The 13,521-nt window shown below is 62.1% G+C and carries 13 protein-coding genes and 1 tRNA gene; 13 read left to right on the forward strand and 1 reads right to left on the reverse strand.

What is annotated here, in order from left to right; translation table 11 throughout:
- Positions 1–29 precede the first annotated feature (29 nt).
- The 4 genes from ercA to ACSVIK_RS15215 all read left to right on the forward strand — a co-directional run bounded on the left by ercA (position 30) and on the right by ACSVIK_RS15215 (position 4,325).
- On the forward strand, positions 30–1,193 hold the full coding sequence (gene ercA, locus ACSVIK_RS15200) for an alcohol dehydrogenase-like regulatory protein ErcA (protein ID WP_442445106.1): 1,164 nt from the start codon (positions 30–32) through the stop codon (positions 1,191–1,193).
- On the forward strand, positions 1,177–2,901 hold the full coding sequence (locus ACSVIK_RS15205; RefSeq protein ID WP_442445107.1) for a hybrid sensor histidine kinase/response regulator: 1,725 nt from the start codon (positions 1,177–1,179) through the stop codon (positions 2,899–2,901). The genes ercA and ACSVIK_RS15205 overlap by 17 nt, the downstream gene beginning before the upstream one ends.
- A 78-nt stretch (positions 2,902–2,979) precedes the next feature.
- Positions 2,980–3,387 carry a PA2779 family protein gene (locus ACSVIK_RS15210; protein ID WP_442445108.1) on the forward strand — a complete coding sequence of 136 codons (408 nt, stop codon included), beginning with the start codon at positions 2,980–2,982 and terminating at the stop codon, positions 3,385–3,387.
- The gene (locus ACSVIK_RS15215) at positions 3,372–4,325 is read left to right on the forward strand and encodes a PA2778 family cysteine peptidase (protein ID WP_442445109.1); all 954 of its coding nucleotides are present in this window, start codon (positions 3,372–3,374) and stop codon (positions 4,323–4,325) included. The genes ACSVIK_RS15210 and ACSVIK_RS15215 overlap by 16 nt, the downstream gene beginning before the upstream one ends.
- A gap of 48 nt (positions 4,326–4,373) precedes the next feature.
- Here the strand turns inward: ACSVIK_RS15215 and ACSVIK_RS15220 are convergent, their stop codons facing one another.
- A complete protein-coding gene (locus ACSVIK_RS15220) occupies positions 4,374–5,657 on the reverse strand; it encodes an NAD(P)/FAD-dependent oxidoreductase (RefSeq protein WP_442445110.1) in 1,284 nt (427 codons plus the stop codon).
- A gap of 183 nt (positions 5,658–5,840) precedes the next feature.
- Here ACSVIK_RS15220 and ACSVIK_RS15225 point away from each other — a divergent pair.
- The 9 genes from ACSVIK_RS15225 to ACSVIK_RS15265 all read left to right on the forward strand — a co-directional run bounded on the left by ACSVIK_RS15225 (position 5,841) and on the right by ACSVIK_RS15265 (position 13,482).
- A tRNA-Val gene (locus ACSVIK_RS15225) sits at positions 5,841–5,917 on the forward strand.
- Positions 5,918–6,187: 270 nt separating this feature from the next.
- A complete protein-coding gene (thrS, locus tag ACSVIK_RS15230) occupies positions 6,188–8,110 on the forward strand; it encodes a threonine--tRNA ligase (RefSeq protein ID WP_442445111.1) in 1,923 nt (640 codons plus the stop codon).
- Between the two features lie 17 nt (positions 8,111–8,127).
- Complete coding sequence (infC, locus tag ACSVIK_RS15235; protein WP_442445112.1) at positions 8,128–8,661, forward strand: translation initiation factor IF-3; 534 nt, start codon at positions 8,128–8,130, stop codon at positions 8,659–8,661.
- A 60-nt stretch (positions 8,662–8,721) separates the two neighbouring features.
- Positions 8,722–8,916: a 50S ribosomal protein L35 gene (rpmI, locus tag ACSVIK_RS15240; RefSeq protein ID WP_442445113.1), complete on the forward strand. Its 195-nt coding sequence runs from the start codon at positions 8,722–8,724 to the stop codon at positions 8,914–8,916.
- A gap of 29 nt (positions 8,917–8,945) precedes the next feature.
- Complete coding sequence (gene rplT / locus ACSVIK_RS15245) at positions 8,946–9,302, forward strand: 50S ribosomal protein L20 (RefSeq protein WP_003243409.1); 357 nt, start codon at positions 8,946–8,948, stop codon at positions 9,300–9,302.
- A 96-nt stretch (positions 9,303–9,398) separates the two neighbouring features.
- Positions 9,399–10,415, forward strand: coding sequence for a phenylalanine--tRNA ligase subunit alpha (pheS, locus tag ACSVIK_RS15250; protein ID WP_442445114.1), 1,017 nt, complete (start codon positions 9,399–9,401; stop codon positions 10,413–10,415).
- A 45-nt stretch (positions 10,416–10,460) separates the two neighbouring features.
- On the forward strand, positions 10,461–12,839 hold the full coding sequence (gene pheT, locus ACSVIK_RS15255) for a phenylalanine--tRNA ligase subunit beta (protein WP_442445115.1): 2,379 nt from the start codon (positions 10,461–10,463) through the stop codon (positions 12,837–12,839).
- Positions 12,840–12,842: 3 nt separating this feature from the next.
- On the forward strand, positions 12,843–13,145 hold the full coding sequence (ihfA, locus tag ACSVIK_RS15260) for an integration host factor subunit alpha (RefSeq protein WP_003243414.1): 303 nt from the start codon (positions 12,843–12,845) through the stop codon (positions 13,143–13,145).
- Complete coding sequence (locus ACSVIK_RS15265) at positions 13,126–13,482, forward strand: MerR family transcriptional regulator (protein ID WP_013716019.1); 357 nt, start codon at positions 13,126–13,128, stop codon at positions 13,480–13,482. Before ihfA ends, ACSVIK_RS15265 begins: the two co-directional genes overlap by 20 nt.
- The last annotated feature ends 39 nt before the right edge of the window (positions 13,483–13,521 follow it).

The following is a 13,521-nucleotide window of genomic DNA, read 5'->3' on the forward strand; positions in this document are numbered from 1 at the left end:
GTCCATAACAACAAGATTCAGGCCGTTGTATGAGCCACGATTTGAGGCAACTGCGTAAGTTCGTTTCCCCCGAGATCATTTTCGGCGCCGGTTCCCGGCACAATGTTGGCAATTACGCCCGAACCTTCGGTGCTCGCAAGGTGCTGATCGTTTCCGACCCCGGTGTGGTCGCCGCCGGCTGGGCCGGGGATGTCGAAGCCAGCCTGCAGGCTCTGGGCATCGCCTACTGCCTCTATACCAAGGTTTCGCCCAATCCGCGTGTGGAAGAGGTGATGGAGGGCGCCGAGCTGTATCGCAGCGAGGGCTGCAACGTCATCGTCGCGGTCGGCGGCGGCAGCCCCATGGACTGCGCCAAGGGTGTCGGCATCGTCGTCGCCCACGGCCGCAGCATTCTCGAGTTCGAGGGGGTGGATACCATCAGCGTGCCCAGCCCGCCGCTGATCCTGATTCCCACCACGGCGGGCACCTCGGCGGACGTGTCGCAGTTCGTGATCATCTCCAACCAGCAGGAGCGGATGAAGTTCTCCATCGTCAGCAAGGCGGTGGTGCCGGATGTGTCGCTGATCGACCCGGAAACCACCCTGAGCATGGATCCCTTCCTCAGTGCCTGTACCGGCATCGACGCCATGGTGCATGCCATCGAGGCCTTCGTCTCCACCGGCCACGGCCCGCTCACCGACCCCCACGCGCTGGAGGCCATGCGCCTGATCAATGGCAACCTGGTGCAGATGATCGCCAACCCGCAGGACATCGCCCTGCGCGAGAAGATCATGCTCGGCAGCATGCAGGCCGGCCTGGCTTTCTCCAACGCCATTCTCGGCGCGGTGCATGCCATGAGCCACAGCCTGGGCGGTTTCCTCGACCTGCCTCATGGTCTGTGCAATGCGGTGTTGATCGAGCATGTGGTGGCCTTCAACTACAGCGCCGCACCGGAGCGTTTCAAGGTGATCGCCGAGACCCTGGGTATCGACTGCCGGGGGCTCAACCATAGCCAGATCCGCCAGCGCCTGGTGGAGCACCTGATCGCCTTCAAGCATGCCATGGGCTTTCGCGAAACCCTGGGTCTGCATGGCGTTGGCAGCTCGGACATCCCCTTCCTCTCCAGCCATGCCATGGACGACCCGTGCATCCTCACCAACCCGCGCGAGTCGACCCAGCGCGATGTCGAGGTGGTCTATGGCGAGGCGCTCTGACGAGGCGCTGGCCGGGCTGCTGGGCCTGGGCAGCCAGTCGGCACGCAAGAGTCATTACCCGGAGCTGCTGGCGCGTCTGGAGGAGCTGGAAACCGAGCGCAACCGCTACAAATGGCTGTTCGAGCATGCGGTGCACGGCATCATCCAGGCCAGCCTGCAGGACGGCGTGCTGGCGGCCAACCCGGCCATGGCGCGCATGCTCGGCTACGACGACCCGCAGCAGGTGCTGTGGTCGCCGGGCGACCTGGCCCGGCATCTGTTCGTCGGTGGTTTCGACGAGCTGGCGCTGATCCGTGAGCGGCTGAACCAGGGGCAAGCACTGCTGGGCTACGAGACGCGCCTGCGGCGGCGCGATGGCAGCACCATCGACGTGCTGATGAACCTGCTGCTCAAGCCCGAAGGCAATGGCGTGTTCGAGGGCTTCGTCGCCGATATCACCGAGCGCAAGCAGGCCCAGCAGCGCCTGCAGCAACTCAACGACGAACTGGAGCGACGGGTGGCGGCGCGTACCTTCGAGCTGCTCGAGTCCAACCACAACCTACAGCAGCAGATTGCCGAGCGCGAGCGCATCGAGCAGGCCCTGCGCGAAGCGCGCGATGCCGCCGAAGCGGCCAATCGCAGCAAGGACAAGTACCTGGCGGCGGCCAGCCACGACCTGTTGCAGCCGCTCAATGCCGCACGCCTGCTGATTTCTACCCTGCGCGAGCGCGAGCTGCCGAGCGCCGAGCACAATCTGGTGGAGCGCAGCCACCTGGCGCTGGAAGGGGCGGAGGATCTGCTCACCGACCTGCTGGACATCTCCAAGCTGGATCAGGCCGCGATCAAGCCGGATGTAGACGTCTACCGCCTGGAAGAGTTGCTGGCGCCACTGGCCTCGGAGTTCGAGGGCGTGGCAGCGGCTAGTGGCCTGCGTTTGCGCGTGCACATCGCCGACTGTGCGGTGCGTACCGATTTCCGCCTGCTGACGCGCATCCTGCGCAACTTTCTCAGCAATGCCTGCCGCTACACCGAGCGCGGCGGCGTGTTGCTCGGCGCGCGGCGGCGCGGCGCCTTTCTCGATATACAGGTGTGGGACAGCGGGCGAGGCATCGCCAGCGACCAACTGGACAAGATTTTCCTCGAGTTCAACCAGCTCGATGTCGGCCGCGCCGCCGAGCGCAAGGGCGTTGGCCTGGGCCTGGCCATCGTCGAGCGCATCGCGCGCATGCTCGGTTATCCGCTGCAGGTGCGCTCGCAGCCTGGGCGCGGTTCGTTGTTCAGCATTCGCGTGCCGCTGGCCGAGGAGCGTCCGCAGCGCCAGGCGCAGCCCGTTGCGCAGGCGCTGCTCGGCAACCCCCTGCCGGGCCGGCGCCTGCTGGTGGTGGACAACGAGGCGGCGATTCTGCACAGCATGGCGGCCTTGCTCGGGCAGTGGGGCTGCGAGGTGATCACCGCGGTTGATCTTCCCGAGGCCGTGCAGCGGCTGCAGGGCAGGGCGCCGGAGGTGATAGTCGCCGACTTCCATCTCGATCACGGTGCGCTCGGTTCGCAACTGATCGAGCAATTGCGCGAGCGTTTCGCTCAGCCGATTCCAGCGCTGGTCATCAGTGCCGACCGCAGCGATGCCTGCCGCCATGCGTTGCAGGCCCTGGGTGTGCCGTTGCTGAACAAACCGGTCAAGCCCGGCAAGCTGCGTGCGGTGCTTAGCCAACTGCTCCAGGGGGCTTGAGCAGGGCGCTGTGAGGGCTGAACCTCCATCGATACGATGCTGTCTATTGGCTAGTTCGTCCCTCAGGAGATCACTACAATGACAATATCCATGAACCCCTTCATGCGTCGTCTGGCCACCTTCACCGCACTGCTGCAGTTGCTACTGGTGGTGCAGGTTCCCGCGGCCCATGCGGCCATGATCGGTACGCCCGAGGTCATCGCCGAGCAGCAGCACCAGGTCGATCAGCAGCAACTGCTGGCCATGCTCGACGATCAGCAGGTCAAGGACAAACTGGTCGCCATGGGCGTGGATCGCCAGCAGGTGGAGGCGCGCATCGCCAGCCTGACGCCGGCAGAACTGGCGCAGTTCAACCAGCAACTGGATCAGGCCCCTGCAGGTGCCGGCGTGGTGGGCATCATCGTGTTGTTTCTGGTGATCTTCATCATCACTGATATGCTGTGCGCCACCAACATCTTCAGTTTCGTCAAATGTATCAATCGCTGATTCGTCTCTGCTGCATCCTTTCTCTCGCTTTACTCGCTGCTTGCGCTCGCTCCCCGGTGCTGTCACCGGAGGGCGAGCGCTTGCCTGAGCGGGTCGAGCTGAGCGACGTTCCCTTCTTCCCCCAGGAAGCCTACCAGTGTGGGCCGGCGGCCTTGGCCACCATGCTCACCCAGCGTGGCGTGATGACGTCGCCCGGCCTGCTCAAGGACAAGGTGTACATCCCCGGTCGCGAAGGCAGCCTGCAGGTGGAAATGGTGGCCGCCGCGCGCAGCCACGAAATGCTGGTCTACCCGCTCGCGCCCAAGCTGGACGCCATACTGGCCGAGGTGGCGGCTGGCAACCCGGTGCTGGTGCTGCAGAACCTGGCCTTCGACTGGTATCCGCAGTGGCATTTCGCTGTGGTGATGGGCTATGACCGCCGCGAGCGCACGCTGATGCTGCGTTCCGGCACCACGCGCCGGCTGGAAACCAGCTTCACCACCTTCGACAGAACCTGGGCCCGAGGTGGGCGCTGGGCGATGGTGACGCTGTCGCCCGATCGTTTGCCCGCACAGGCCGATATGCACACCTGGATGAAGGCCGCCAGCGATCTGGAGCAGACCGGCCAGGCCGCTGCCGCGCGGCGCGCCTATCGCACGGCGAGCGAGGCCTGGCCGAAGGCATCGCTGCCCTGGTTCGCCCTGAGCAACAGCCGTTATGCCGAGGGGGATCGCAAGGGCGCCGAGCAGGCCCTGCGCGAGAGCCTCAAGCGCGAGCCGGATTTCGCGGCTGGCTGGTTCAACCTGTCGCAGGTGCTGGGCGACCAGGGCTGCGCCCATGAGGCGCAGCAGGCCCAGGCCTGTGCGCAACGTTTGGCACCGAAGGATTCGCGCTTCGCCGCGCCGCTGAAAACCAGTGGTTCAGGTGGGCAGTGCCAGGCCTTGCCGGCTTGTCCATGAAACCAACGAAAACGGCGCCCGCAGGAGCCGTTCTCGTTTGGGGCAGGATCAGACGCCCAACTTGTCACGCAGCGTGTAGTACCAGGCGCCGATGGCGCTGAACGGCACCTGGAACAGGCGGCCACCCGGGAAGGGGTAGTGCGGCAGGTCGGCGAAGGCGTCGAAGCGCTCGGCCTGGCCACGCAGGGCCTCGGCCAGCACCTTGCCGGCCAGGTGCGTGTAGGTCACGCCATGGCCGCTGCAGCCTTGCGAGTAGTAGATGTTGTCGCCGATGCGGCCGACCTGGGGCAGGCGCGACAGGGTCAGCAGGAAGTTGCCGGTCCAGGCGAAGTCGATCTTCACATCCTTGAGCTGGGGGAAGGTCTTGAGCATCTTCGGGCGGATGATCGCTTCGATATTGGCCGGGTTGCGCGCACCGTAGACCACACCGCCACCGTAAATCAGACGCTTGTCACCGGAGAGACGGTAGTAGTCGAGCAGGTAGTTGCAGTCTTCGACGCAGTAATCCTGCGGTAGCAGACTGGCCGCCACTTCATCGCTCAGGGGTTCGGTGGTGATCACCTGAGTGCCGCACGGCATCGACTTGGATGCCAGCTCCGGCACCAGATTGCCCAGGTAGGCGTTGCCGGCGACTACCACGAACTTGGCCTTGATGCGGCCTTCCGGGGTATGCACCACCGGGTTGGCACCACGCTCGATACGGGTTGCCGGGGATTGTTCGTAGATCACGCCGCCGAGCGATTCCACGGCAGCGGCTTCGCCGAGCGCCAGGTTAAGCGGATGGATATGGCCGCCGCTCATGTCCAGCATACCGCCGACATAGTTGTCGGTGGCCACCACCTCGCGGATGCGCTGTGCATCCATCAGCTCCAGTTGGGTATGGCCGTAGCGCTCCCACAGCTTCTTCTGCGACTCCAGATGGCCCATCTGCTTGCCGGTCAGCGCGGCGAATACGCCACCGTCCTTGAGGTCGCACTGGATGTCGTACTTGGCGATGCGCTCACGGATGATGCGACCGCCCTCGAAGGCCATCTGCCCGAGCAGTTGCGCCTGCTTGGGGCCGACGCTGCGCTCGATCACATCGATATCGCGACTGTAGCTGTTGACGATCTGCCCGCCGTTGCGGCCCGAGGCGCCGAAGCCGACCTTGGCCGCCTCGACGACGCTCACCTTGAAGCCGTTCTCCAGGAGGAACAGCGCGGTGGACAGGCCGGTATAGCCAGCGCCGATGATGCACACATCGGTTTCCACCTCGCCTTGCAGGGCAGAGCGCTGCGGGACGGGGTTGGCTGACGCGGCGTAATAGGATTGCGGGTATGCAGTGTGCGCCATCTTGAACCTCTGTTCTTTATTTTTTACGAATGGCCCGATGCTACCTGAGTTGAAAATGGCCGGCTAGTGCCTGTGCAAAATATCCAACAAGGGTGTCTGGTAAAAAAATTGGCCTATTTCAGTGGGTTAGCGAAAAAACCTGTTGACGGCCAAAAAGATCTGCGTAGAATGCGCACCCATCGAAGGCACATAGCTCAGTTGGTTAGAGCACCACCTTGACATGGTGGGGGTCGTTGGTTCGAGTCCAATTGTGCCTACCAAATCGATAAAAAGGGGTCGCCAGGCGACCCCTTTTTTTATTGTCCGGATTTTCCCGGTGCAGGGGCGAGCTACCATGAGCGTCGTTGCGCTTGCCAGCGTGGCGGCTTTCTGGAAGCATCCGCTCTCTTTACTTCCCCAGTGACTCTGGTTCGGTCTGGTTGGCCTTAGGGCTCCTGCCATCGTTAGGTGGGTATACCGCCGAATCGCTTCCTGGCTCATCCCAACCCACGTGACCTTTGGTAGGGGTCACCACTAGGAGAGGAGGCGCCATGCCCACCATTACTCTTCCCGACGGCAGTCAGCGTTCGTTCGATCATCCGGTATCCGTGCTGGAGGTCGCCCAATCCATCGGCGCAGGCCTGGCCAAGGCCACCCTGGCTGGCAAGGTGAACGGCAAGCAGGTCGATGCCTGCGATGTGATCGACAGTGACGCGACCCTGCAGATCATCACGCCGAAGGACGAAGAGGGGCTGGAAATCATCCGCCACTCCTGCGCACACCTGGTTGGGCACGCGGTCAAGCAGCTCTACCCGGATGCCAAGATGGTGATTGGTCCCGTCATCGAAGAAGGCTTCTATTACGACATCGCCATCGGGCGGCCTTTCACTCCCGAGGACATGGCCGCCATCGAGCAGCGCATGAAGGAGCTGATCGACAAGGACTACGACGTCATCAAGAAGATGACGCCGCGGGCCGAGGTCATCGAGGTGTTCAAGGCGCGTGGCGAAGAGTACAAGCTGCGCCTGATCGACGACATGCCGGACGAGCAGGCCATGGGTCTGTACTACCACGAAGAATACGTGGACATGTGCCGTGGCCCGCACGTGCCCAACACTCGCTTCCTCAAGGCATTCAAGCTGACCCGCATTTCCGGTGCCTACTGGCGCGGTGACTCGAAGAACGAGCAATTGCAGCGCATCTATGGCACTGCCTGGGCGGATAAGAAGCAACTTGCGGCCTACGTTCAGCGTATCGAGGAGGCCGAGAAGCGCGATCACCGGCGCATCGGCAAGCAGCTCGATCTGTTCCATCTGCAGGAAGAGGCGCCGGGCATGGTGTTCTGGCATCCCAATGGCTGGACCGTCTACCAGGTGCTGGAGCAGTACATGCGCCAGGTGCAGCGTGACAATGGCTATGTGGAAGTGCGCACGCCGCAGGTGGTCGATCGCATCCTCTGGGAGCGTTCCGGGCACTGGTCCAACTATGCCGAGAACATGTTTACCACGTCGTCGGAGAATCGCGATTACGCGGTCAAGCCGATGAACTGCCCGTGCCATGTGCAGATCTTCAATCAGGGCCTCAAGTCTTATCGCGACCTGCCGCTGCGCCTGGCCGAGTTCGGCGCCTGCCACCGCAATGAGCCGTCCGGTGCGCTGCACGGCATCATGCGTGTGCGTGGTTTCGTGCAGGACGATGCGCACATCTTCTGCACCGAAGAGCAGGTGAAGAAGGAAGCGGCCGACTTCATCAAGCTGACCCTACAGGTCTATGCGGACTTCGGCTTCACCGACGTATCCATGAAACTGTCGACCCGTCCGGCCAAGCGCGTGGGTTCCGAAGAGCTGTGGGATCGTGCCGAAGGGGCGCTGGCCGACGCGCTCAACGAGTCGGGCCTGGCCTGGGAATATCAACCGGGCGAGGGCGCCTTCTACGGGCCTAAGATCGAGTTCACCCTCAAGGACTGCCTGGGGCGCAACTGGCAATGCGGTACGCTGCAGTACGACCCGAATCTGCCGGAGCGTCTGGAGGCCAGCTACATCGCCGAAGACAACAACCGCAAGCGCCCGGTCATGCTGCATCGCGCGATCCTCGGCTCCTTCGAGCGCTTCATCGGCATGCTGATCGAGCACTACGCCGGTTCCTTCCCGGCCTGGCTGGCGCCGACTCAGGCGGTGATCATGAATATCACCGACAAACAGGCCGATTTCGCCCGTGAGGTGGAGAAAACCCTCAATCAAAGCGGATTCCGTGCCAAGGCCGACTTGAGAAACGAGAAGATCGGCTTTAAAATCCGTGAGCATACTTTGCTCAAGGTTCCCTATCTCTTGGTTATTGGAGATCGGGAGGTTGAGACACGATCCGTTGCTGTGCGCACCCGCGAAGGCGTTGACCTGGGGTCAATGCCTGTCGAGCAGTTCGCCGCGCAGTTGCAGCAAGCGGTTTCCCGGCGTGGTCGCCAAGATTTGGAGTAAGAACTATTAAGCGTGATATGAGACAGGACAAGCGGGCCGCCCCCAAGGCGCCTATCAACGAGAACATCACCGCGCGTGAGGTTCGCCTGATTGGGCCGGACGGTCAGCAGATTGGTGTGGTTTCCATCGATGAGGCGCTGAACGCCGCCGAGGAAGCCAAGCTGGATCTGGTGGAAATCTCCGCTGATGCGGTGCCTCCGGTTTGCCGCATCATGGACTACGGCAAGCACCTGTTCGAGAAGAAAAAGCAGGCTGCTATTGCCAAGAAGAACCAGCACCAGCAGCAGATCAAAGAGATCAAGTTTCGTCCAGGGACGGAAGAAGGGGATTATCAGGTAAAACTACGCAACCTGATACGTTTCCTTGAAGATGGGGACAAGGCCAAGGTATCGCTTCGATTCCGCGGTCGTGAGATGGCCCACCAGGAGCTGGGGATGGAGCTGCTCAAGCGGGTCGAACAAGACCTGATCGAGCTCGGCACCGTCGAACAGCATCCCAAGCTGGAAGGACGCCAGCTGATGATGGTCATCGCTCCCAAGAAGCGTAAATAACCTCCCGGGCACTGGCAGGCCTGATGGTTATCAGTTGTTAATGAATGCGGAGTACTAAACATGCCAAAGATGAAAACCAAGAGCGGTGCTGCAAAGCGCTTCCTGAAGACTGCTTCGGGCTACAAGCACAAGCACGCTTTCAAGAGCCACATCCTGACCAAGATGTCCACCAAGCGTAAGCGTCAACTGCGCGGTAGCCAGCTGATGCATCCGTCGGACAAGGCAAAAGTCGAGCGCATGCTGCGCGTTCGTTAATCGGTCAAGATACTTAGAGGTAATTACTCATGGCTCGTGTTAAGCGTGGCGTCATCGCTCGTGCTCGTCACAAGAAAATCCTGAAGCTCGCCAAGGGCTACTACGGCGCGCGTTCGCGCGTGTTCCGCGTCGCCAAGCAGGCGGTGATCAAGGCAGGCCAATACGCCTACCGTGACCGTCGTCAGCGCAAGCGTCAGTTCCGCGCACTGTGGATCGCTCGTATCAACGCTGGTGCTCGCGTCAACGGTCTGTCCTACAGCCGTCTGATCGCTGGCCTGAAAAAGGCGTCGATCGAGATCGACCGCAAGGTTCTGGCCGATCTGGCAGTGAACGAAAAAGCGGCGTTTGCTGCGATTGTCGAGAAGGCCAAGGCCGTTCTGGCTTAAGTCCCCCGACAATCACCGGGTTCGCCCGGTGGCAACGTCAAAGATAGGGGAAGAGCCTTAACAGCTCTTCCCCTATTTCGTATCTGGAGTCTGTACATGGAAAATCTGGATGCATTGGTCTCCCAAGCGCTCGAGGCCGTGCAACGAAGCGAAGATGTCAACGCCCTGGAGCAGCTCCGGGTTCAGTACCTGGGCAAGAAGGGCGAACTGACTGCCCTGATGCAGACCCTGGGCAAGCTGTCGGCAGAGGAGCGCCCGCAGGCCGGCGCCCTGATCAACGCCGCCAAGACGCAGGTTCAGGATGCGCTGAACGCCCGCAAATCCGTGCTCGAGCAGGCTCTGCTCGCCGAGAAGTTGGCTTCCGAGCGTATCGACGTGACCCTGCCGGGCCGCGGCCAGGCCTCTGGTGGCCTGCATCCGGTCACGCGCACGCTCGAGCGTGTCGAGCAGTTCTTCACCCATATCGGCTTCAGCGTGGCCGAGGGGCCGGAAGTCGAAGACGACTACCACAACTTCGAGGCGCTCAACATCCCCGGCCACCACCCGGCACGGGCGATGCACGACACCTTCTATTTCAACGCCAACATGTTGCTGCGTACCCATACCTCGCCGGTACAGGTGCGCACCATGGAGTCGCAGCAACCGCCGATCCGCATCGTCTGCCCGGGCCGTGTTTATCGCTGCGACTCGGATATCACTCACTCGCCGATGTTCCACCAGGTCGAAGGCCTGCTGGTCGACGAGGGCATCAGCTTTGCCGACCTCAAGGGCACCATCGAAGAGTTCCTCCGCGTGTTCTTCGAGAAGCCGCTGGGCGTGCGTTTCCGTCCGTCCTTCTTCCCCTTCACCGAGCCCTCGGCTGAAGTCGATATGCAGTGCGTGATGTGCAGTGGCAAAGGCTGCCGCGTGTGCAAGCAGACCGGCTGGCTGGAAGTGATGGGCTGCGGCATGGTGCATCCGAACGTGCTGCGCATGAGTGGCATCGACCCGGAAAAATACTCCGGCTTCGCCTTCGGCATGGGCGCCGAGCGCTTAGCCATGCTGCGTTATGGCGTCAATGACTTGCGCCTGTTCTTCGATAACGACCTGCGATTCCTGGCGCAATTTCGCTAGCGACCGCATTGCACGTATCGAATTCGTTTAAGGAGAACAGACAACATGAAATTCAGTGAACAATGGCTGCGTGGTTGGGTGAACCCCGACGTATCCCGTGAGGATCTGGTCGCGCGCCTGTCCATGGTCGGCCTCGAGGTCGATGCCGTGCAGCCGGTGGCCGGTGCCTTCAGTGGCGTGGTGGTCGGTGAGATTGTCAGTGCCGAACAGCACCCGGACGCCGACAAGCTGCGCGTATGCCAGGTGAGCAACGGCGCCGAGACCTTCCAGGTCGTTTGCGGCGCGCCCAATGCGCGTGCCGGCATCAAGATTCCATTCGCCATGATCGGCGCCGAGCTGCCGGGCGACTTCAAGATCAAGAAGGCCAAGCTGCGTGGCGTCGAGTCCCAGGGCATGCTGTGCTCGGCCTCCGAACTGCAGATCAGTGAAGATAACAGCGGCCTGATGGAGCTGGCAGCCGACGCGTCGGTCGGGCAGGACATTCGTGCCTACCTGAATCTGGACGATGTCAGCATCGAGATCGGCCTGACCCCGAACCGGGGTGACTGCCTGTCGCTCGCTGGTCTGGCCCGTGAAGTCGGTGCCATGTATGGCGCCGCAGTGTCGCCGGTGGTTATCGACGCCGTCGCGCCTGCCCATGACGAAGTGCGCTCGGTCGAAGTGCTGGCGCCCAAGGCCTGTCCGCGTTACCTCGGTCGCGTTGTGCGCAACGTCGACCTGTCTCGTCCGACCCCGCTGTGGATGGTCGAGCGCCTGCGTCGTTCCGACATCCGCAGCATCGATGCGGCAGTGGACATCACCAACTACGTGATGCTCGAGCTGGGTCAGCCGATGCATGCCTTCGATCTCGCCGAAATCAACGGCGGCATTCGCGTGCGTATGGCGGAAGAGGGCGAGAAGCTAGTGCTGCTCGACGGCCAGGAAGTCAGCCTGCGCGCCGACACCCTGGTGATCGCCGATCACGGCCGGGCTCTGGCCATAGCCGGCGTAATGGGTGGTGAGCACAGCGGCGTGAGTGACAAGACCCGCGACCTGTTCCTGGAAAGCGCCTTCTTCGACACCATTGCCGTGGCCGGCAAGGCGCGTTCCTATGGCCTGCACACCGACTCCTCGCACCGCTTCGAGCGTGGTGTGGACTCGCAACTGGCACGCCAGGCCATGGAGCGCGCGACCGCGCTGCTGCTGGAAATCGCCGGCGGTGAAGCGGGGCCGATCATCGAGGCCATCAGCGAGGCCGATTTGCCCAAGGTGGCTCCGATTACCCTGCGTGCCGAGCGCATCAGCCAGATGCTGGGCATGGATATGGACGGCGCCGAGGTCGAGCGCCTGCTGACCTCGCTGGGTCTGGGCGTCAGTGCCCAGGCGGCCGGACAGTGGCTGGTCAGTGTGCCCAGTCACCGCTTTGATATCAGCCTGGAAGTGGATCTGATCGAAGAGCTGGGCCGTCTGTATGGCTACAACCGCCTGCCGGTGCGCTACCCGCAAGCGCGTCTCGCGCCGCAGGCGCGCGCAGAAGCGCGTGCCGAGCTGCCGGCGCTGCGCCGTCTGCTGGTCGCCCGTGGCTACCAGGAAGCGATCACCTACAGCTTCATCGATCCCAAACTGTTCGAGCTGTTCGCGCCGGGCGTCGAGCCGCTGCAACTGGCCAACCCGATTTCCGCCGACATGGCGGCCATGCGTTCCTCGCTGTGGTCGGGGCTGGTCAAGGCGCTGCAGCACAATCTCAATCGCCAGCAGTCGCGCGTGCGCCTGTTCGAGAGCGGCCTGCGTTTCGTCGGCCAGCTAGGTGAGCTCAAGCAGGAGGCCATGCTGGCGGGCGTGATCACCGGCAGTCGCCTGCCGGAAGGCTGGGCCAACAGCCGTGAGGGCGTCGACTTCTACGACCTGAAAGCCGATGTCGAGGCGCTGCTGGGTTACGCCGGCGCAGCCGATGCGTTCAGCTTCGTGCCGGGCGAGCATGCCGTCCTGCATCCGGGGCAGACCGCACGCATCGAGCGGGAAGGGCACCTGGTCGGCTTCATGGGGGCCTTGCATCCCGAGTTGGCCAAGACCCTGGGGCTGGATCAACCGGTGTTCCTCTTCGAGCTGCTGTTGGCCGAAGTGGCGACGGGGCGCCTGCCTGCCTTCCGTGAGCTGTCGCGCTTCCCTGAAGTGCGTCGCGATCTGGCGCTGCTGGTCGATCGTGAGCAGCCGGCAGAAGCCGTGCTGGCTGCCATCCGTGAAGCGGCGGGCGAGTGGCTGACAGACCTCAAGCTATTTGACGTCTATCAGGGTAAAGGTATTGATCCGCTTAGAAAAAGCCTTGCGGTTGGCTTGACCTGGCAACATCCATCGCGCACTCTTAACGACGATGAGGTGAGTGCAACCACGCAGGATATCCTCACCTCCCTCGAACAAAGGTTCAACGCCACGTTAAGGAAGTAGCGTATGGGGGCTCTGACGAAAGCTGAGATGGCCGAACGTCTGTACGAAGAGCTCGGCCTGAACAAACGGGAAGCCAAGGAACTGGTGGAGCTGTTTTTTGAAGAGATCCGCCAGGCTCTTGAACTGAACGAACAGGTCAAGCTTTCGGGTTTTGGCAACTTCGACTTGCGCGACAAGCGCCAGCGACCGGGCCGTAACCCGAAAACAGGGGAAGAGATTCCGATCACGGCTCGCCGTGTGGTCACTTTTCGTCCAGGGCAAAAACTGAAAGCCAGGGTCGAGGCCTATGCTGGAACCAAGTCATAACGACGAACTACCGGCAATCCCCGGCAAACGCTACTTCACCATCGGTGAAGTCAGCGAACTCTGCGCGGTCAAACCCCATGTTCTGCGTTACTGGGAGCAGGAATTCCCACAATTGAACCCGGTGAAGCGACGGGGTAACCGTCGCTATTACCAGCGTCAGGATGTGCTGATGATCCGGCAGATTCGGGCGTTGCTGTACGATCAGGGCTTCACCATCGGTGGCGCGCGTCAGCGCTTGTCCGGCGATGAAGCCAAGGACGACACCACCCAGTATCGTCAACTGATCAAGCAGATGATCGCCGAGCTCGAAGACGTTCTGCACGTTTTGAAAAAGTAAGACAAAGAAAAACTTGCCTTATTTCAAAAGCTTAATGTA

Origin of the sequence: Pseudomonas sp. NCHU5216, from assembly GCF_052156495.1 — a bacterium.
Lineage (GTDB): Bacteria > Pseudomonadota > Gammaproteobacteria > Pseudomonadales > Pseudomonadaceae > Aquipseudomonas.

Bases quoted from the DNA above. Each gene is read 5' to 3' on its own strand.
- ercA (WP_442445106.1), top strand. From the start codon at position 30: ATGAGCCACGATTTGAGGCAACTGCGTAAGTTCGTTTCCCCCGAGATC.
- ACSVIK_RS15205 (WP_442445107.1), top strand. From the start codon at position 1,177: ATGGCGAGGCGCTCTGACGAGGCGCTGGCCGGGCTGCTGGGCCTGGGC.
- ACSVIK_RS15210 (WP_442445108.1), top strand. From the start codon at position 2,980: ATGACAATATCCATGAACCCCTTCATGCGTCGTCTGGCCACCTTCACC.
- ACSVIK_RS15215 (WP_442445109.1), top strand. From the start codon at position 3,372: ATGTATCAATCGCTGATTCGTCTCTGCTGCATCCTTTCTCTCGCTTTA.
- ACSVIK_RS15220 (WP_442445110.1), bottom strand. From the start codon at position 5,657: ATGGCGCACACTGCATACCCGCAATCCTATTACGCCGCGTCAGCCAAC.
- thrS (WP_442445111.1), top strand. From the start codon at position 6,188: ATGCCCACCATTACTCTTCCCGACGGCAGTCAGCGTTCGTTCGATCAT.
- infC (WP_442445112.1), top strand. From the start codon at position 8,128: ATGAGACAGGACAAGCGGGCCGCCCCCAAGGCGCCTATCAACGAGAAC.
- rpmI (WP_442445113.1), top strand. From the start codon at position 8,722: ATGCCAAAGATGAAAACCAAGAGCGGTGCTGCAAAGCGCTTCCTGAAG.
- rplT (WP_003243409.1), top strand. From the start codon at position 8,946: ATGGCTCGTGTTAAGCGTGGCGTCATCGCTCGTGCTCGTCACAAGAAA.
- pheS (WP_442445114.1), top strand. From the start codon at position 9,399: ATGGAAAATCTGGATGCATTGGTCTCCCAAGCGCTCGAGGCCGTGCAA.
- pheT (WP_442445115.1), top strand. From the start codon at position 10,461: ATGAAATTCAGTGAACAATGGCTGCGTGGTTGGGTGAACCCCGACGTA.
- ihfA (WP_003243414.1), top strand. From the start codon at position 12,843: ATGGGGGCTCTGACGAAAGCTGAGATGGCCGAACGTCTGTACGAAGAG.
- ACSVIK_RS15265 (WP_013716019.1), top strand. From the start codon at position 13,126: ATGCTGGAACCAAGTCATAACGACGAACTACCGGCAATCCCCGGCAAA.